The sequence below is a fragment of the Bacillus sp. AFS059628 genome, assembly GCF_002571225.1.
Lineage (GTDB): Bacteria > Bacillota > Bacilli > Bacillales > Bacillaceae_G > Bacillus_A.
Window position 1 is genome coordinate 27058 of sequence record NZ_NVEC01000017.1, and the last position, 20750, is coordinate 47807.

Here is a 20750-nt window from a genome sequence, read left to right on the forward strand (position 1 = left end):
TCACATGAAATTTTATAAATATAATAATAAATAATTATAAGAAGGTGGCTAAAATGGAACAACAAATCGTTATTAAACCGTATCAAAAAGAATGGCATGAAGAGTATGTAATAGAAAAAGAGAAATTTATTTCTTTATTCGGAGAAGATTGTATTGCTATTGAACATATAGGAAGTACATCCGTAGAGGGATTAGGTGCGAAACCTTTAATTGATATGATGATTGGTGTAACTGATTTGAAAGTTACCGAAAATTGGATTGAAGCGTTATTAAAAATTGGATATGAGTATGTTCCAAAAGAAACCCCTAATTGGCGTTTTTTTAGAAAGGGAAAATGGACAGCAGGCACCCACCATTTACATGTTTATATTTATAATAGTGAGGAGTGGCAGAATAACATTTTATTTCGTGATTTTCTTATAGAACATAAATGGGCACAAAAAGAATATAGAGAATTAAAAGAGAAACTTGCTGCTACATATCCTTTTGATCGTGCTTCATATACAAATGCAAAAGCACCGTTTATTCAAAATATATTAGAATTGGCCAAAACCCAAAAAAATTAAAGATTGTTATTTGAAGAAATTTAAAAATCCCTTCCAAAGATATTTATAAGGAGGGGGGCTTTTGTCACAACGATATACATTATTTCTAATTATTGGAGGCAAATTCTTTTATTTATTTCGATATATCTAGTACATTGAAAATATTAAGGGGGAATGAAGCAATGAAAGCTATTGTACATCAATATAAAAGAGGGGTAGAAGGATTAGAATATAGATTGTCATCTGAAATCAATCCTAATGCTGGTGAAGTAAAAGTAAAGTTAAAAGCTGCAGGATTAAATCATAGGGATTTATTTATTATAAACAATAGAAAAGAATTGGATCTGCCATTAGTAATAGGCTCAGATGGTTCAGGAATTGTTACAGAAATCGGAGAAGGCGTTTCAAATCATTTATTAAATAAAGAGGTTATTATTAATCCTAGCATTGGATGGGATACTATTGCCGAAGTACCAGAGTTACCAGAGGTGTTAGGTGGACCGAAAGATGGAACGTTTGCTGAATATGTCATTGTGCCAGCTGAAAATGTAGTGGCAAAACCGTCATATCTTACTTGGGAAGAGTCTGGCGTATTATCTTTATCGGCATTAACTGCATATAGAGCGCTTTTTACAAAGGGTAGATTAAAGTGTGGAGAACATGTTTTAATTCCAGGAATAGGCGGCGGTGTAGCGACGTTTGCCATGTTATTTGCGAAAGCAATTGGCGCAAAAGTCAGTGTTACTTCAAGAGTTGAGAACAAAAGGAACTTTGCCGAAACATACGGTGCAGACTTTTCTTTTAATAGTACTGGAAATTGGGAAGAGAGTTTACACGGAGAGAAAGTAGATTTAATCATCGATAGTATAGGACCAGCAACATTCTTAAAATACTTTGATGTATTAAAACCTAATGGGAGAATTGTTAATTTTGGTGCAAGCTCAGGAGATAAAATTGAATTACCATTACGAGCATTATTTTATAATCAAATCGATATTATGGGGACATCTATGGGTAGCCGTGAGGAATTTGATGAAATGATTACGTTTATAGAGAAATATAAGATTAAACCAATTATGGATAAAGTTTATTCGTTAGAAGAGGCTACTCAAGCATTAAAACGTATGGAACAGGGAGAACAGTTTGGTAATATCGCTCTACGGATGGAATAAAAATATGATTTAATAACCAATCTTTTTATATGGCTATGTTATGTAATATATACACTTATTGTTTGTGAATCATTTAATTTAAAAGGTTTTTTAATATTATATATCTTTAATTCATGTAAATAGTTACATAATTGTCAAATGAAAAATAGTAAAATGAATAAAGTGAAAATCTAAATATGTGTAAATGTTGTATACTGTGTAAATCAAGTAATATAAGAAATTATAAGGAGAGAGTAACGTGAATTACACAGTATTTCAATGGATAAACAATTTAGCGGGTACATCTGCGCTCTTAGATAAGATAATGATTGCTATTACAAATAGCGCTGCATATGTGGCTATTCTATTCATGTTTATCTTATGGTTTCATAACGGAAAGAAAGAGAATGCGATAAGGAAACAATATACAGTGTTGTATACGACACTTTCAGTAATAATTGCATTACTAGTAAATGTTTTTATTCATGCGGTATATTATCATCCACGTCCTTTTGTATCATATGATGTGAATCAATTAGTACCTCATGCAGAAAATTCATCATTTGTTAGTGATCATTCTGTACTTGTATTATCGATTGCATTCATTTTTGTTCTTAGAGGAGAAAAGTTAAGATATATTGCACTTTTATGGGCGGGTTTAGTTTGTATATCACGTTTGTATGTAGGTGTTCATTTTCCTTTAGATATAATAGGTGCGGCTGTAATAACAATTGTAACAAGCAGTTTATTGTTGCAGAAAAAACGTATATTTGAACCAATCGCAAAACTTATTTTCAAAATGTATGCACTCGTAGCGAAACGAATTCCCTTTTTAGAAAAATATAATCATGTAGCTTAAATTTCATAACTAGCCTTTCATAGATTAGGTGAAAAAATCCTCCTTTGGAAATCCAGAGGAGGGTTTTTTATTGTATATAATTGAATGGATTATTTCCAATAAGAATTTGAATGTTATGGAGTAGAATGAAAAGAATGAATATTCTAAAATTTCACGTACTGTATTTTAAGTATATAAATAAACTAGCAATAACAATAATTAGTTTCACATTGTTTTAAAGGAATTAAAAGGAAAACTTCGAAACATATAGTATTGAAAGCAAAAAACTACATAATTTATAGCACACCATATCGCAGTAATTAATTGTGAAAGAAAGGAGATAAATATGCATAAATTTCAAACGAATAAAGGCGCGCGGTATTTTATGGTTGCTTTTATTATTTTGTTTCTCATTATGCTTTTGCGTTTTTTCTATATTCAGGCAGTAGGAGTGTTGCATAATGTCAATGTAAAGGATCTAGCAAATGAACAACATAATAAAAATGGTGTTTTGGAAGCGAATCGTGGCACAATATATGATCAAGCTGGAAAAGTGTTAGTCCAAGATTCCACAACGTATCGTGTTGTTGTGAATTTAAAAGGAACAAATAAAGTGAAAAATAAAGATGAAACCGCAGAGCGATTAGCTGATGCGCTTGAAATTGATAAAGAGGACGTATTAAAAAATTTTCATGAGGGACGCACGCAAGTTGAAATTGGAAAAGTTGGCCGGAATTTATCTAGAGAAGTAAAAGAAAGAATTGGAAAATTAAAAATTCCAGGGGTATCTTTTATGTCAGAAAAAGCAAGAGTATATCCAAATGAAGATTTTGCATCCTATATACTTGGTTTTGCGAGACCTGACGATAAAGGAAATACAGAAGGGAAATTTGGACTTGAAAAGAGCCTGGATAAATATTTGCGCTCGACAAACGGAAATATAGAATATGTTGGAGCACCAAGAGGGATCCCGCTTACAAATGATATAGGGAAAATAGAACCAGCTAAAAATGGGAATAACGTATACCTTACGCTCGATAAACAAATTAATAGTTTTTTAGAAGAAGCAATGAATAAGGCGCAAGAGCACTATGATCCTTCTATGTTAGTAGGAATCATAGCGGATCCAAAGACAGGGAAAATTTTAGCAATGTCTAGTAAACCTAGTTTTAATCCTAATAAAGGCGATATCGAATATTTTTTAAATGATCCAATCGCAAATGCATACGAACCAGGTTCAACAATGAAAATATTTACGTTAGCTGCCGCGATTAATGAAGGTGTATATAACGGGAAAGAATATTTCCAATCCGGAAAATATTCCGTTGGTTCATCTGATATTAAAGATCATAACGGTGGATTTGGATGGGGATCCATTACATTTGATGAAGGTTTTGAAAGATCATCTAACGTGGCTTTTTCTATTTTAGAAGATCAGCTATTGAAACCGAATAAATTTAAACAATATATGAATAAATTTGGATTTAATCAAAAAACCGGAATAGATTTACCTGGTGAAAGTAAAAACACTTTATTATTAAATACACAAATTCAACAAGTCACAACTTCTTTCGGACAAGGCTCTACAGTAACGCCTATTCAATTAATCCAAGCTGCTACTGCTATAGCAAATGATGGGAAAATGATGCAACCATATATCGTTGACAAAGTTGTAAATCCAATAAATAAACAAGTTATTATGGAAAATCAACCGAAAGAAATTGGGAATCCGATAAAAAAAGAGACAGCGGACAAGGTAAGAGATTTAATGGAGCGTGTTATTACATCTTCAAAAGGTACTGGTACAATGTATAAAGTGGATGGTTATCCAATAGGAGGTAAGACAGGAACAGCGCAAATTCCGAATCCTGAAAATGGGCGATATATGGAAGGAAAAGAAAACTATATTTTTTCATTTTTAGGAATGGCTCCGATTGATGACCCTGAGTTAATTGTATACTTAGCTATTAAGCAGCCAAAGTTAAAGGGAGATGAGTATGGAGCTCAGCCGCTCGCTGAAATATTTAAACCAGTTATGAAAAATAGCCTTGAATATTTAAAAGTGAAACCATATACAGAAAAACAAATGGCAGATGCAACGAAACGTTCTGAATTAAAAGTACAAAATTATGTAAATCAATCAATGGATACAGTAGAGAATAGTGTAAAAAAAGAGAAACTTGAACCGATAGTTTTAGGAGAAGGAAAAATAAAAAAACAATATCCGCAATCTGGTGAAATAATGAGTGAAGGAGATCGTATCTTTTTATTAGGTGCCGACGCAAAAATGCCTAATTTACAAGGTTGGTCCATGCGTGATGTTATGTATTTCTCTAAACTATTAAAATTAGAATTAAAGACTACAGGTACGGGCTATGTAACGAGTCAAAGCATTGAAAAGGGGCAAGATATACAAGAAGGCGATACATTAGAACTAAACTTAGAACCACCTTTACAACCGTTAGTAGAGGCGAATACAAATTAATTCGGACAAAGTGAAGGGTCTATATACAATAGGCTCTTTATTTTATAAATTTAAGTAATTTCACGCACCGTAATTTTTAGAAAAAATAATAAATAAAAGAATTAACAAAAACAAGTCATTAAATGTCTGATTATTTGTTATTTACAGTCAAATATTTTTGTGATAATATGGGAAAATTAAATGCAGTGAAGAGAAGAGTAAATAAAATGAATTTTTCACAGAGAGCTCCATTTAGCTGAAAAGGAGTAAAAATTTTTTATTGAACCAAGCCTCTGAGCAGCACATCCGAACCTTTTATTAGGGGAGGACGTGAGCTCCCGTTATAGAGCTATGGTATAAGCATGATTTACAATGCAGTACCTGATAAGGTTAATAAGGCGACATATTAACAAACTAGGGTGGCACCGTGATGATAAATCTCGTCCCTAAGACAAAAAGTCTTGGGGGTGGGATTTTTTTATTGTTTAAATACAATTTGAAAAGCGGGGGCCTAAAATGAAAAACTTACTTAAAGATTGGAAATATCCTTTATTACTACTGTCCGGAGTTGGTATTGCGAATTTAGGGGCATGGATTTATTTAATAGCACTGAATGTACTGGTCTATCATAGCTGTTGCTACTTTATATGTAATTAAACCATTAGCCGCTTTATTTACAAACGCATGGTCAGGAAGTATGATTGATCGTTTAAATAAACGGAAGTTAATGATTCACCTCAATATATATCGTGCGGTATTTATCGCTATTTTACCTTTACTTCCATCACTTTGGATTGTTTATGTATTCGTATTCTTTATCAGTATGGCCAGTGCAATTTATGAGCCAACTGCTATGACGTATATGACGAAATTAATACCAGTAGAGAAAAGACAACGTTTTAATTCATTACGTAGTTTAATAGGATCTGGTGCATCTTTAATTGTTCCAGCGGTAGCAGGCTTATTGTTAATAGCGGGTACATCGGAGTTTGCTATATATATATAAATGCTATAGCATTTCTCTTATCAGGAGTAATTACATTACTGTTACCTAATCTTGATAAAAATCCCATATTACTACGTCAAATGATAAGTTATCTTTAGCTGTACTAAAAAAAGATTGGAACATCGTTTTAAATTCCAGTAAAAAATCTTTATATATCGTTTTTGTGTATTTCTTATTTCAAGGAATGATGGTTTTAGTTGCCGCAACTGATTCACTTGAATTGTCATTTGCGAAAGAAGTTTTATTGTTAACAGATAGTGAATATGGCTTTTTAGTTAGTATCGCTGGAGCTGGGTTTATTTTAGGAGCCATAACAAATACAATATTATCAAAAAAATTAACACCTTCATTTTTAATTGGAATAGGATCATTATTCATCGCAATCGGTTATTTAATTTATGCTTTTTCAAATGAGTTTTTAATTGCTACTATCGGATTCTTTATTTTATCTTTCTCTATGGCATATGCAAATACAGGATTTAACACCTTTTATCAAAATAATGTTCCTGTCCATATGATGGGACGGATTGGGAGTATATATGGGCTTGTGATTGCAGGCGTCACTATTTTAATTACGATTTTATTCGGAGTTGCAACTCAATTTATTTCTATACAACTTGTTGTTATTGTAGGGGCAGTAGTAATGCTGCTTATAACTATCATGTGTGTAGTTACTTAATTGCCATCACAGTCTAAAGAGCATTCCTCTAAGCCAATAAATTTGAAATAGTTCTCTTAGTTTTGATGTAAATCTTACGATATTAAATAGGAGGGTTCTCCCTCCTATTTATGGAAATATAAGAAAGGAGAACAATATTGATAAACAAGGGTGATTTCGGAATGAAAATAAAAGATCAAATAGACAGCATTGTAAAAGAAATGCATCGACATATAGATTTCTCTGGGGTAATTTTAGTAAAAGAAGAAAAAGGCTTAGTCTATGAAGAGGCGTTTGGTTACGCAAATCGCAATGAATGTATAAACAATACGCTACAAACAAGGTTCGGAATTGCCTCCGGTTGTAAAATATTCACTGCTATCGGTATCTGTCAACTTGTTGAAAATGGGGTAATTACCTTTCACACAAAGTTAAAAGAATGTTTACGTATTAACTTTCCAAACTTCAATGAAGATATTACAATACATCACCTTTTGACGCATAGTTCGGGTATTCCAGATTATTTTGATGAAAATATTATGGATAACTTCGAAGATCTTTGGAGACAAACTCCTATGTATCTATTAAAAAATTTAAAAGACTTCTTACCATTATTCCAAAACAGAAATATAATGTTTGTACCTGGAGGTAAGTTTCACTACAACAATGCAGGTTTTATTATACTGGGGTTAATAATCGAAGAACAGACAGGACTTAAATTTACGGAGTATATAGAAAAAAACATATTTAAACCAATTGGTATGAATGATTCTGGCTATTTTTCTTTAGATACATTACCAAGACAAACAGCTCTTGGATATATAAAAGATGAAACTAACCAAAATTGGAGAACAAACATCTACTCTATACCAATAATAGGAGGGTCTGATGGTGGTGCTTTTATTACTGCGCCAGACATGTTGAAGTTCTGGGAAGCATTATGTAACTATGAAATCATAAGCCGAGAATATACAAACATACTTTTAACTCCTCAAATTCAAGTAAATAAAAATCAGTCTTACGGATATGGAATATGGATTGAAACAAGAAAAAACAAGATATTCAAATTTCATGTAATGGGGTATGATCCAGGCGTTAGTTTTCGCTCGGCTGTATATCCAGGCTTAGGAATTACTCTAGTTATTCCATCAAATAAAGGAACAGGACCCGAAAAAATAATGAAAGAATTAGAAAACTCTTTTTCATAAGGTTAAAAGAGTTTATGAATGCACTAATAAATGCAAAAAAGACGTACTATTTATTTGTGCGTTTTTTTTGTATAAATAATGCTTAAAACTGATGGGAATCACATTCTATATTTTATGATTTTTAGTAGCTAGTTTATTTAAAATATGGAATAAAAAGAAGCGAATATAATCTTCAAATGTAAACAAGTAAATAGGAGGACTCTAAATGGAAATTCTATTTGTTATTCTACTTGTTGTTTTTATTATCATACTAATGCAAGGTAAAGAATATAAAGTGAATATTAATCGTATTTGGCTCATTCCGGCTTTGCTGTGCTTTGTGACAATCCAGTCTATTATTCATATGGGACAATTAACTATATTGAAAGTATTACTATTCGCTGTAATGCTGGGGATTGGATTTGGTCTTGGAGTGATTAGGGGAAAAGTTTTAACATTTTGATTAGATAGTGAAACGGGTCATGTATTAAGAAAAGGAAATTGGTTAAGTACAATTATTCTACTTGCTCTTCTAGGTACGAAGGTTTTGATTAAACAAAGTATGTTTTCTGGCAGTACCCACTATACATTAATGGTTGTAACAAATACCTTTTTATGTATCACATTAGGTACTGTAATTAGTAGACGATATTATATTTGGAAAAAGTATAATGAATTAATACAAAAAACATGAAAGTATTCATCCATTGTTTAACAGCGCCGTGAACGGTAATACTAAATAACATTGAACTTTTACAACAAGGGATGATAATATGATATTCATTTACACAGATTTCGGCGGAACACATTCAACTGCACTTGCTGCAGCTTATCATTTAAATAAATTGCCAACGGATCGTAAGTTAACGAAAGAGGAAATTTTGAATGTAGAGTACTTTAATAAATTGAAAACAGAAGATATGGGGAAAATCATTTTTCATGGAGTAGATGAAAATAGTAATCCGGTTTATACAATTGGATGCGGCGCATCAAAAGTCGTTGTACCTGCGATGAAGCATTTAGGAGAGATTCTGCAAAAACATTATCAAAGTCATGAAAAGATTATTTTTTCTAATACATCACCAACAGTACCTTTACCGATGACTTTCGGTGGTCTGTTTTCTAGAAGGTTCCACATTGATTTTATCGGCGTACCATTACTTGTATGGGGAGCGAAACTAAGCTGTGATAACATACAAAGACTTGTTAGTTATACGAAGGAAGCTGGCCGATTGACAAATGATTATGTAGTAATTTTAGATAATGAAACTTTTAAATAATGTATGATAAGAGAAAATTGGGAAAAACTCCAGTTTTCTTCTTTTTTTGTCGAAAATGACAAAAAATATCCACATTTACTATTCATCTACTATAGCCAAAACAATAAAGTCCTGTTACTATTACAGGGATATTCTCTTTTCGTAACATAAATATATAGAAAAGTCAGAAAAGAGGAATTGAATTAAGGGAGGAACAACATGAAGCGTGTTGCTTGGATTACTGATAGTACAACTGCGAGTTTTAAAACAGAAGGAGATAACTTTGTTATCCCAATTGAAGTTATTATTGATGGTGTGTCGTACAAAGATTGTGAAGAAGGTGTGCGTGAACGCGTTTATAATGCTTTGAACGAAGGTAAAACTGTCACTACATCACAACCTAACATAGGGGAAATGGTAGATTTATTTTCGAAATGCAAAGAAGAATATGAAGAGGGATTTGCAGTTGCTATTAGCGGAAAAGTAAGTGGAACCTATCAAAACATGAAGTTAGCTGCAGAAATGGCTGGTTTCCCATTAACGGTATTAGATAGCGAAACAACAAGCTATCCAATGGATGAACTAATTAGAAAAGCGAAAACGTTATACAATGATGGTATGACTTTACAAGATATACACAATACATTAGTAAATGAAAAAAGAAGACCTTTCCACGTATTCCCGAAAAGTTTAAAAGGCCTTTACGCAAGTGGACGTGTAAAAGGCGTTCAATTTTTACTTGGAAGTTTATTAAGTGTTAACTTAATATTAGAAGTAAAAGGTGGAGAGTTATTACTTGAAAAGAGAGTTCGTAAAATCCAAAAATGTCGAGAATACATTAAAAATGAACTTGAAAAAGAATTACCAAAAGTACTTCATATGTTCCATGCAAACGATAAAGATGGAGCTGAAGAATGGATTGCAGACATTAGACAAGCATTCCCTGAAATGGATTTCAAACTATATCCATTACCAATTTCATTTGCGGTTCATGCAGGTGAAGGTACAATAGCAATTAGTTATTAAGAGGAAAACCCGTGAATGATTCGCGGGTTTTTTATTTAATTAAAATGAAATTGGAGGCATATTACGTCGCCATCAATCACAAAAGCTCATTTTATCGTTTTGGGAGCTCTACTTGATTTGAAATTAAAAATATAAACCTTTGCCTACTGGCTGAACAGTTTCTAGCACAGTATCGACCATTTTTTCATTGATTAAGGTTCTTATAATCCAAGCTGAAAGATCTTGAGCAGCAAAACAACCTGCAGCAGTCGAGATATTTCCTTCGTTCACAAAACTTTGTTCAATAACATTCACATCAAATTTTTTAAGCTGTTCTACTGCGGATGGATATGTAGTGGCTTTTTTACCTGTTAGCAATTTTTTTGCTCCTAGTAGTAATGAACCAGAACACATAGATCCTATTAATTGTCTTTGGGGATCTACATGAATGCTATTAATATATTCTTCGTTTTTATATAAATCTTGTACACCTTTACCGCTTGCAAATATTACTGCGTCAGCAGTAGGAATATGAGATATGCTTCCTGTCATAGGAATACGTAAGCCAGACATGGATATATGAGTTTTTTCCGTTCCTAATAGTTGAACGTTCCAATCAGAAATACCACCAACTAAACGTACACGATTTAATAAATCCCATGGTAAAAAAACATCTATATCAGTAAAATTATCGAAACAGACTATTGCAATTTTCATTTTCTAATCCCTCATCCCGTATGTATGTCCCCTTATTTAGAATATAAACTTCTTCTTTTTATGTTCTATATTAAGTTATAAATTCCTGTATATTCTATGCGATGGAAATTTAATTAAATAAAAGAATTATACACCTATAAAATAAGTGACATTCAAATATCCTATACATATCGTAAATAATGTTGTTTAGAAAGTTTAAAGGGTTTTTAAATGTAAAAATAGAAATTTATATAAAAAAATATATAAATGGTAGTGATGCTATGAAAATAGGTAAATTTGGTGAATTAAATAACATAAGTATTGATACAATAAGACATTACATGGATCTCGGTCTCATTATTCCTGAAAAAAAGGGAGGTCACTATTTTTTTGACGAGTATTGTCAAACCGATTTAGAGTTTATATTACAATACAAAGAGCTAGGATTTAGCTTGAATGAAATTAAAGAACTATTTTTTTATAAAAATTTAGCGAAATCTATGAATTACGAAAAAGATACTTTTTACCAATCTTTATTTAAACTGAAATATGACAAGGTGGAACAGGAAATAAAACTTTTGGAGAAGAAACGGAATAAATTAAAAGAAGTGCTACATGATTTATTATTAACAAATGAAACTTCTAATTCAATTATTGGGGTAGATTTAAGTGTACTACATTTACTTACATGTTCTAAGTGTAGACAAAAACTAATTCTTCAAGATGGAATTATTAATAACAATCAAATTACAGAGGGAAAGTTAATTTGTAATTGTGGTGAAGAATATATAATTACTTCAGGAATAATAACTGCTGATAAATCATTTCATGCAAATGAGCAACCGTCACATGAAAATACTATTTCGGATTATATTCATGAAACTGATAATGCGTATTTGGAAAATATGCATAGAGAAGGGCAATGGGCGAAAAAGAAACTATTACATTTAAATTTAAATAGTAAATTAATACTGGATATAGGATCGGGGCTTGGGTTCTTTTTGAGAAACATTTATGAAGAACTGCCAGAGGATTGCTTATACATTGCAGTGGATCGAGATTTTAATAAACTTTTATTTTTAAAGGATGTATTAGCAAGTAGAAATCCGAAAAGAAATATTCTCTTTATCTGTGCTGATTTTTTGAACATCCCTATTCAGAATCAGTCTGTTGATATTGTAATTGATCATTCTGGTACGAGCAATTATAGTTTTGAGCATGAGAATTTTTTACTTCACGAATTAAATCCACTTTTTAAAACGGATTGTTATTTATTAAGCCTATTTATTTTATTTAAAAATTTCAGCCCAAATAGCCAAATTACAAACAACTTTCGAGCAAATTTTACACTTTCAAAAGTAACAAAAGAAGTCCAAAATCTACAGTTTCAATCCATAGATGAAAGTACTTCAAACCATTTGAAGCGAGGTGGAAAGTACGAGGATTTCTTTGTTCAAGGAGAAGAGATTTATACATATTCATTTTTCGGAAAAAGATAAGATTAACCTCAACATAAAAAGTCCGGCTATAAAACCGGACTTTTTATGTTGATTTATACTTTTTGCGATTAAAAGAAAAAGAGAATGTTAATCTACATATTTAGCACTTACATGACAGTCTCTTGTCGGTATATGTCTAGTAAGAGAAAAGATAGCCAAACCTAAAGATAATAAAACTAGAGATCCACCAACCCAGGCCATATTGGCGACATCATGTACTTGTTTTAAAGCTATACCTCCAACTGCAGAGCCAAGTGAAATTCCTATTTGTAGGGCTGAATTATTAAAACTTTGCTGTATATCTGACGTATCCGGGGTAGTTTGGATTAAATAACTTTGTTGAGGTGGTGCAAGCCCCCAACTCAATGCAGCCCAAACTATCATAACAGGAATAAATAGGATAATAGAAACTGCCATAAACGGTAATATAAATAAGATTAGAGCAAATAAAGTAATAACTATCACAATACTTTTTGGAGCGCCTATTTTATCTGATAAAACACCGCCGAACGCTCCGCCACTTACTGCAGCTATACCAAACACTAAATAAAATATGCTAATCCAATAAGGGTTTAGGTGGAACTTATCTTCTAAAAAAGGAGTAAAATAAGCATATAGAGTATAGTGTCCCGCTAACATAAACATGGTAGCTAGATGAGCAGCGCCTAGTTTTGGACTACACACGGCCTTTAATTGAATAGATAAAGGAATTCGATTTTCCTTTTCCTCTCCAGGTATTTTCTCTAAAAATACTGAAATTAAGATGATAGATCCCAATGATAAAATAGCAATACATAAAAAAATAACTCTCCACCCAAATGTGTTCGAAATTAATATGCCTAGTGGTACTCCTAGAACAAGTGAAGAGCTAATACCCATATAAATTAATCCTAATGCTTTTGCTCGGTAAGAGGGATTAACAATCTTTGCTGCAATTGTAAGGGAAAGTACTACAACTAAAGCTGTACTCATAGCGGTTAAAATTCTTGCTATCATCATAAAAGTAAAGTTCGGACTGAAATACGTAAGTATATTACCGATTAGAAAAATGTAAAGTGAAATAATATACAATTTTTTTCTTTCCACTTTACTCGTGAAAATTAATAATACAGGCCCTGCTATTGCATAAGTAAAGGCGAAAATTGTAATTAATTGACCAGCGGAACTTAATGAAACATTAAAATCTTTAGCGATGTCTGGCAATATTCCTCCAACAATAAGCTCTACAAGACCTACTGCTATTGTTGCTAAAGCTAATATAAATACTTTGAAATTCATTTTTTGTAATCCCTTCTCGTCATTATTTACCTTAGAACAAAAAAACTCCTGACTACAAACGCTATAATACGCATTTTGTAGTCAGGAGTTATTGGTTCCTGGTAGAGACCCCCAAGCCATATTCTTGGAGTTATACATGATTCTCATATGTAATTAATCAATGTAATAGAAGATACCATATTACTTTTTATATTTCAATAAAAAATTAGCATTCGTATATATAATCCTAAGTCTTTTATAGCAATCATTTTATTTCTATCAGTACAGAGAGACGTAAAAACCCACAGTTGATAAAAGATGGGGTTGGCCCCATCTTTTATTTATTTCTCCTTAAAACTTTTCAAATTGTACATATTGATATCGGGTTAACCCGAGACCTTACACTATACGTAATACAAAGAAAAGCGAGGGAAATGTTATGGGAAGTTTACGATTACATATAGAAAATAAAAAAAGCAATCAAGAACTTAGAAACATTTTTTTATATTCAATTGCAAAAACAGTATCAATATTCGGTAGCTCTATTTATAGTTTCGCATTAGGATTATATGTTTTACAAATAACTGGGTCCGCATTAAATTTCGCGATTACGCTCATATTAGGAACGATTCCAATGATTGTTATGAATCCGTTTGCTGGTGTCATTGCTGATAAGGTTGATAAAAAGAAACTAGTTGTTTGTATGGATTTACTCAGTGGATGTTTATTAATAGCTATTTATATATTAAGCAGCTATTATGGATTAAACTTATTCTTCATTTATACTACAACCTTTCTTATGACAGTATTTACAACCTTTTTTGGAATAGGATTAGAAGCTGCAAAACCTAATATCGTCTCTAAAGAGAGGCTTATGAGTATTAATTCTATAAGTAAAATTATCGATTCCATATCTTTAATTCTAGGCCCTATGCTAGGGGGGATTGTTTTTGTAGTCTTTGATATGAAAACATTTATCATTATAAACGGTATTTCATTTATTCTTTCGGGTATATCCATATTATTTATTAACTTTAAATTGTTCGAGCAAAACATAAATGAGGAATATTCTATTAGAGAAATTCATTTTATTAAAGATATAAAAGAGGGATACTCTTACTTAATGGAGAGGGAAAGTTTAAAGAATACGTTTAATATATTAATTTCCCTTAATTTCTTCTTAGGTTTTTCTGTAACTGTTCCATTGCCATACATTATTAATACAGTTCTCAATCTTAGTTCTAAACAATTTGGTATGATTCAAGGGACTTTTCCGATAGGTATGATAGTTGGTGCAGTATTAGTAAAAAAGATAACTGATCGTTATTCTTATTCCTATCTATTGAAAAAAATAAGTTTTATGTTGGCGATTTTTATGATAGTTTCAGGTATTCCTGTTTTATTCAAAAGTATTGAAGTAAATAATATTATATTTGTTACTATGTATTGCGCTATTATGTTCTTTGTAGGGCTAACGATAGCATTCATTGATATCCCTTTAATTTATTTTATGCAAAAAGAGATCCCGGATGAATATAGGGGTAGAGTGCTTAGTATTGGATTAAGTATAGGTAAAATGATGCAGCCGATAGCATTGGTATTATCAGGTCTATTATTAAATCATATTCCAGCCTACACGATTCCAATTGGAGGAGGCATTGTATTTCTTATTTTGAATAAAGTTTATTCAAATAAGTTGAATTTAGAAATTCATTCAAAAGGGTATAGTGTTGAACGTAATTAAATAATATCGAAAAAGCGCAGGATCATCATCCTGCGCTTGTCTATCGTAATTCCGTTTTATTCAACTCATACACTTATCAATATTATCTTTTTTAATACCAATAAATAATCCTCATTCTTTTAAATCGAGATTGTAGAAATACTGTTAATTGTAGCATGTCTCTTCACTGAATACTTAGACAAAAAGGGGCTTAAATGTTGAAAAATATATTAGAGAGAGTATTGAAAAAGCATACGGTGGGGGGGATTATCTACAACTATAATACATGTTATCATATGTTCATATTGTTAAAAACCTAAATTTCCCATTAGAGGAAAGGAAGACTAAAGAAAGAGTTGGAAGAAACGTAGATATAGTTTAAACAAAGGGGTAAATATTAATGAAACATAAAATATTAACAGTAGTCTTACCAATTACATTAGCATTAGGAGTAGGTTGCAGTAAGGATGTCTCCGAAACAAAGAAAACTGATAGTATAAAAGTAGCAGAAGAAAAGCAAGATGATGGTAGATTAAAAAACGCACATGATTACAAAGAAAAGGTTAATGATGTAGCAAAAGAGTGGGTAAACCAGTATCAAGTTATATCAGATGTAATAGCAAAAGACCCTTCATTTGCTACTACAGAAAATGAGTTTAAAGCAGAAATAGGTAATTTTAAGGTTGTAACACAGAAAATGAAAGAGATAAAACCACCTAAGAAATATGATGATTTACAAAAAGAGTTGTCTGATGCAATGTTAATGTACGAAGACTCCTTAACAGAAATGGTAGAAGGTTTAGATAAAGGTAACCCTGAAACAGTCACACAGTCTTCTAAACATATGGATGATGCTTTAAAGAAGATAAAGAAAACAATACAGACAATAAAAGAACTAAAAGATAAATAGTAGTAATTAGGATATAGATTTCTATGAGATACAAAATTTTAACTATATCTACAAGGGATTCTTTTGCATAGTGATCAAAATTCCCGGGATATTCTAAGCTAATTTAATGATTCCCTACAAAAAATAAGACAGGACACGATATTGATTTAAAGTAAAACGTAAATTATAAAAAGCGCAGGATCCATATCCTGCGCTTTTTTATCGCAATTCAGCTGTTTTTCTAATAACAATCTTATCAATATCATCTTCTTCATCACCAATAAATAACCCGCGTTCCTTTAAGTACGCCTCAAAATATAAATCTGCTTCTGCACGTTCATCATATGGTTTTACAGATAGAACGAAACCTAATTTATTTTGTTCCTCTAAATGAGAAGTGGAGATGTAGGCCGGTACATTGTGGCGTAAAAAGAGTTCTTTAACTGGAATAATCATATCTTTCATTAATTTCGTTAACATACCCATTTCAAACTCGAAATTAAAACGATCTATGCTACATAAATCAGCGAATACAACACCGATAAAACCCGTATTAAATACTTCTTGATATTCCACTTCTTCGTTACCGTAAAAATTCTTTTCGATTAAATAATTTACAAAATACGCAACACCGTCACTTTGTTCAAATGGTTTCGTTGAAAGAACAAAGCCTATTTTCTTTTGTTTATGTAAATACACACATGACATGTATGCTGAAATGTTATGTTCTTTAAATAGAGAACTTGTTGCCCCAGAGAGACCATCTAGTACGTGATGAACAATTTGAAGTTTTTTACGAGCGAAATAATAGGATTTCTTTTGTAACTCCAATGTATCAATAAAGACAGAGCCGATAAAGCCTGTATTTGAAATAATAGGTGTTTGCTTTTTTCTTCCTCTGCGCTTTGCTTGAGCCATTGTAAAAATCATCCCTTCATGTACAATTAAAATAAAAAGAACGTTTGTTCGTATATTTATATTTTACTATTAAAACGCTCTAAAGTAAAGGGTTTTTGACGAAAAAAACAACAAAAAAGACACCTGTAAAAGGTGTCTTAAACGCTGTAGGGAAGAGGGTTCGCTCCTACAATTTATATTATGATACAGAAACGATCTCTTCTGTATCTTCTACATCTAAATGACAGTCCATTGTACGAACATCTTGATCTTCATGACTTCCGAAATAAATAGTAATTTTCATATGTATCGCTCCTTTATTCTAGGAATACCTAAAATAATTACTAGTAATGTTAATATTTATTATATACCACTTTTTTCATTCCGACAACGTTATATCGTTTTTAATTCTTTTAGGACAAAAAGAGTGATATATAGAGCTATTTTTATAGAAATAGGTACATTTCTTATATGTTATATTTAATACTGAAGGATTCGAATGTTAATTTTTATGAAAGGAGAAAAATGAATGAATTATAAACAGTTATTAATAGATAATTTTACATATAAAACGTCATATATTGCGTGGCAGTTACATGGAATGAATGTAAAAGAAACGAAGGACTATATTGTTGTTGACTGTGGTTTACCGGCAGATACATTCAATATCATTACTTTGCTAAACAATAATTTAACGGAAGGCATTGAGCCATTATATAAAGAGGTAAACAACTATAATCAAAAGAAATTTCCAATGAGTGTTTGGTTTTGGGACGATAGGCAAAAACAGACTATAAAAAGCGAATTAATAAAACTTGGCTTACAAGAAGCAGAACAAAATATTGCGATGGTAGCAAACTTAAAAACAATACATCCAACAATAAATATACCAAAAGATTTTAAGATACAAAAAGCCTTTTCACCAGGACAAATTAAAAATTTTGGAGAAGCGTTAGCTAGTCTATTTGGTACATCAGAGGAAGGTATACATGTTCAAACATTCTACAATCAGACCGCTTATTTCGACTTATGGAATAGTGGAAATATGAAACTATACTTAGGAATTTATAAAGATGAAGTCGTATCAGTCGGTTCATTAGTATGTACAAAAGATAGTGTTGGTATTTATGATATAGCAACGAAAGAAGAAATGAGAGGAAAAGGATTTGGCTCTACTATGTTTCATTACTTGCTGCAGGAAGCAAAGAAATTAAATGTTGCTCAATGCGTATTACAAGCTTCACCTGATGGGATTAATATTTATAAAAAGGCCGGTTTTCAATCTGTTGGACAAATGACTGTATTTGAAAATCGACATTTAATCGAATAAATTATTCGATCCAAATTGCTTTTATGTAGGAGTTAATACATCATTATGAAAAAGATATATATTATTACAATACTTTGCACCTTTATAGTAATAGGTACTTTTGTTTTTTATAAAGTAGATGAACTTAAGTACACGAAAGCTATTAATCAATCAACTCATATAAAAAACATTGCACATAGAGGAGCTTCTGCGTATGCACCAGAACATACAATAGCAGCTTATACATTAGGACAACAACTAAAAGGAGATTATATAGAAATTGATCTTCAAATGACAAAAGATGGACATTTAGTAGCTATGCATGATGAAACAGTAAACCGCACTACAAATGGTACTGGGCTAGTAAAGGAACATACGTTAGAAGAAATAAAGCAACTTAATGCAGGTTCTTTTTTTAATAAAAAGCATCCAACTTTAGCAAAGAAAGAATATGAAAATGCAACAGTTCCAACATTAGAAGAAATTATTGAAACGTTCGGGCGTAACGCTAACTATTATATTGAAACAAAATCACCAGATAAATATACTGGTATGGAAGAAAAACTATTAGAAATTATAAAGCAATACGAAATAAATGATAAAGTTATGATTCAATCATTTAGTGAAGAAAGTCTCCAAAAAATTCATAGTTTAGATGTTACTTTACCGCTAGTACAATTACTATCTTACAAAAAGGCAGCTCAATTAACCGAATTAGAGATGAAAAAGTATAAAACATACTGCATCGGTCTTGGGATGAACTATAAATATATTGATTCAGCTTATGTAAAGAGAATAAAGAAATATGGATTAGAAATTCACCTATTTACTGTAGATAATGAAAAAGATATGAAAAAGTTACTTTTATGGGGCGTTGACGGGATGTTTACGAATTACCCGAATCGTTTACATTCGTTATTACAATCTTAATCTGTAATGGTGTAATTATCACTGAACCAATAAAACAAGTATATATAGATAGTTCGTGATCCAGATAGTAACATCATTGAATACTTAAGGCCAATATTGAAATGAAATCGGAAAAAGAATCCAATAAAAGTATTGGATTCTTTTTATTTAGCTCTATGTGACTAACTTAAAGCAATACGATTTTCAATTTATAAATAAAATATTACATTGAGTATGATTTTTCGTAATAATCATCAGAAAGTAACGAAAATGTAATGGATTTTAACTACGCTTTTTATATTTTTTTGATACACTGACTACGAGAGGAATACCGATTAATGTAGGTAAAAACCAAAACCATATAGGTGGCAGTAAGTTGATTAAGGGAATATGAATACCGACATTTACTAAAAGTGCAGTAACAGCACCAATATAAGAGCCTAACATACCTCTAATATGATGGTGAAGCCAATTTTTCCAACGTTTTTTTCGTGCGAGGTATCCATAAATCGCAAATGAATAAGAGAAAATTGCTACATAAAATAAATATGCGATTTTATCCCAGTTTATAATGGATAATATAATGGCAGTAACGGTGATAACAACATAGGATGCGTGATATATTTCACCCCATTCCGTATGTTTACCTTTCTTCTTTTGAGCAACCATCGCTATTATCCCAGTTATTAAACATATCGTTCCAAATAATATGTGGATGGTTAAAAGAATGTTGAAAATGCTCATCATAATTCCTCCCTTTTTATTTTTATAGTATTGCAGCATAGGAGAAAAGTTGAAACATATTGTTTATTCACTTTAATATATTGAAGTAAAGGTACTTCAAGAACAAATTTACACGGACAAATTTTTCTTGAGTCTAGTGAGACACGTATTACGTGAAATGAAGGAGAGACTTCCATGTTTACATCTATTACATATTTACAATCAGGGAATGACAAGCAACAAAAAGTATATGATGTTTTGAACAAACTAAATATTATGGAGGATTTAGCTTTGTATAGTCCCGTTCTTTGTGGGACAATCCCTATAAGAATTGATACTCTTCAATCTGACTTAGATATAGTAATGGAAGTACATAACTTTGATGTTTTTGAACAAGAAATGAAATCTTTATATGGTTCTTATGAAGGGTTCAAAATAAAAAAGAAAAAAATGAAAAATACTGAATCGATAAAGGTAAATTTTAAATTTGAAGGTTTTGAATTTGAATTATTTGCTCAGCCTAAGCCAGTGCGTAATCAAAATGCATATAGACATATGATAGTAGAGCATATGCTATTAATGCAGCATCCCCATATAAGGGAAGAAATTATTCGTTTGAAAGAAAACGGTATGAAAACAGAACCTGCTTTTGCTCAAATATTAAATATTGACGGAGATCCTTATGAGGAACTTATTTTGTTAGGGCAGGAAATGAGATTGTGGTAAATAAGATAC

General features: G+C 31.4%; 17 protein-coding genes, 2 pseudogenes, 1 riboswitch and 1 other annotated feature. Of the genes and pseudogenes, 15 read left to right on the plus strand and 4 right to left on the minus strand.

What is annotated here, in order from left to right:
• Positions 1-53: 53 nt before the first annotated feature.
• The 9 genes and pseudogenes from COL05_RS07315 (at position 54) to COL05_RS07355 (ending at position 10134) form a co-directional block, all read left to right on the plus strand.
• Entirely contained in the window at positions 54-566 is a 513-nt protein-coding gene (locus COL05_RS07315; RefSeq protein WP_098668099.1) for a GrpB family protein, read from the plus strand.
• A 161-nt stretch (positions 567-727) separates the two neighbouring features.
• The gene (locus COL05_RS07320) at positions 728-1717 is read left to right on the plus strand and encodes a zinc-binding dehydrogenase (RefSeq protein ID WP_098668100.1); all 990 of its coding nucleotides are present in this window, start codon (positions 728-730) and stop codon (positions 1715-1717) included.
• A gap of 238 nt (positions 1718-1955) precedes the next feature.
• Entirely contained in the window at positions 1956-2555 is a 600-nt protein-coding gene (locus COL05_RS07325; RefSeq protein ID WP_098668101.1) for an undecaprenyl-diphosphatase, read from the plus strand.
• Positions 2556-2880: 325 nt separating this feature from the next.
• Positions 2881-5019, plus strand: a complete 2139-nt coding sequence (locus COL05_RS07330; RefSeq protein WP_098668102.1) for a penicillin-binding protein — start codon at positions 2881-2883, stop codon at positions 5017-5019.
• Positions 5020-5195: 176 nt separating this feature from the next.
• Positions 5196-5449: a binding site (T-box leader), on the plus strand.
• Between the two features lie 65 nt (positions 5450-5514).
• Positions 5515-6683, plus strand: a pseudogene (locus COL05_RS07335) (MFS transporter).
• Positions 6684-6844: 161 nt separating this feature from the next.
• Entirely contained in the window at positions 6845-7870 is a 1026-nt protein-coding gene (locus COL05_RS07340; RefSeq protein ID WP_098668195.1) for a serine hydrolase domain-containing protein, read from the plus strand.
• 205 nt (positions 7871-8075) lie between these two features.
• Positions 8076-8543: pseudogene (locus COL05_RS07345) on the plus strand (CcdC protein domain-containing protein).
• 79 nt (positions 8544-8622) lie between these two features.
• Positions 8623-9129 (plus strand): DUF3189 family protein, encoded by a 507-nt coding sequence (locus tag COL05_RS07350; protein WP_098668103.1) that lies wholly within the window; start codon positions 8623-8625, stop codon positions 9127-9129.
• Between the two features lie 198 nt (positions 9130-9327).
• Complete coding sequence (locus tag COL05_RS07355) at positions 9328-10134, plus strand: DegV family protein (protein WP_098668104.1); 807 nt, start codon at positions 9328-9330, stop codon at positions 10132-10134.
• 123 nt (positions 10135-10257) lie between these two features.
• Here the strand turns inward: COL05_RS07355 and COL05_RS07360 are convergent, their stop codons facing one another.
• Positions 10258-10830, minus strand: a complete 573-nt coding sequence (locus COL05_RS07360; protein WP_098668105.1) for a DJ-1/PfpI family protein — start codon at positions 10828-10830, stop codon at positions 10258-10260.
• Between the two features lie 260 nt (positions 10831-11090).
• Here COL05_RS07360 and COL05_RS07365 point away from each other — a divergent pair, with 260 nt between their 5' ends.
• Positions 11091-12308, plus strand: a complete 1218-nt coding sequence (locus tag COL05_RS07365) for a methyltransferase domain-containing protein (RefSeq protein WP_098668196.1) — start codon at positions 11091-11093, stop codon at positions 12306-12308.
• An 87-nt stretch (positions 12309-12395) separates the two neighbouring features.
• Here COL05_RS07365 and COL05_RS07370 read toward each other — a convergent pair whose 3' ends face one another.
• The gene (locus COL05_RS07370; RefSeq protein ID WP_098668197.1) at positions 12396-13586 is read right to left on the minus strand and encodes an MFS transporter; all 1191 of its coding nucleotides are present in this window, start codon (positions 13584-13586) and stop codon (positions 12396-12398) included.
• Positions 13587-13644: 58 nt separating this feature from the next.
• Positions 13645-13744: riboswitch (purine riboswitch) on the minus strand.
• A 260-nt stretch (positions 13745-14004) separates the two neighbouring features.
• Here COL05_RS07370 and COL05_RS07380 point away from each other — a divergent pair.
• Both COL05_RS07380 and COL05_RS07385 read left to right on the plus strand, forming a co-directional pair.
• Complete coding sequence (locus COL05_RS07380) at positions 14005-15309, plus strand: MFS transporter (RefSeq protein ID WP_098668107.1); 1305 nt, start codon at positions 14005-14007, stop codon at positions 15307-15309.
• Between the two features lie 379 nt (positions 15310-15688).
• Positions 15689-16198, plus strand: coding sequence for a DUF7018 domain-containing (lipo)protein (locus COL05_RS07385; RefSeq protein ID WP_098668108.1), 510 nt, complete (start codon positions 15689-15691; stop codon positions 16196-16198).
• 198 nt (positions 16199-16396) lie between these two features.
• Here COL05_RS07385 and COL05_RS07390 read toward each other — a convergent pair whose 3' ends face one another.
• Positions 16397-17095 (minus strand): hypothetical protein, encoded by a 699-nt coding sequence (locus COL05_RS07390; RefSeq protein WP_097853067.1) that lies wholly within the window; start codon positions 17093-17095, stop codon positions 16397-16399.
• A gap of 508 nt (positions 17096-17603) precedes the next feature.
• Here COL05_RS07390 and COL05_RS07400 point away from each other — a divergent pair.
• The gene (locus COL05_RS07400; RefSeq protein WP_098668109.1) at positions 17604-18404 is read left to right on the plus strand and encodes a GNAT family N-acetyltransferase; all 801 of its coding nucleotides are present in this window, start codon (positions 17604-17606) and stop codon (positions 18402-18404) included.
• 45 nt (positions 18405-18449) lie between these two features.
• Positions 18450-19313 carry a glycerophosphodiester phosphodiesterase gene (locus COL05_RS07405; protein WP_098668110.1) on the plus strand — a complete coding sequence of 288 codons (864 nt, stop codon included), beginning with the start codon at positions 18450-18452 and terminating at the stop codon, positions 19311-19313.
• A 261-nt stretch (positions 19314-19574) separates the two neighbouring features.
• Here COL05_RS07405 and COL05_RS07410 read toward each other — a convergent pair whose 3' ends face one another.
• Positions 19575-20036 carry a DUF2306 domain-containing protein gene (locus COL05_RS07410; protein ID WP_098668111.1) on the minus strand — a complete coding sequence of 154 codons (462 nt, stop codon included), beginning with the start codon at positions 20034-20036 and terminating at the stop codon, positions 19575-19577.
• Between the two features lie 174 nt (positions 20037-20210).
• Between COL05_RS07410 and COL05_RS07415 the strand changes: the two genes are divergently transcribed.
• The gene (locus tag COL05_RS07415; RefSeq protein ID WP_098668112.1) at positions 20211-20741 is read left to right on the plus strand and encodes a DUF4269 domain-containing protein; all 531 of its coding nucleotides are present in this window, start codon (positions 20211-20213) and stop codon (positions 20739-20741) included.
• Positions 20742-20750 lie beyond the last annotated feature (9 nt).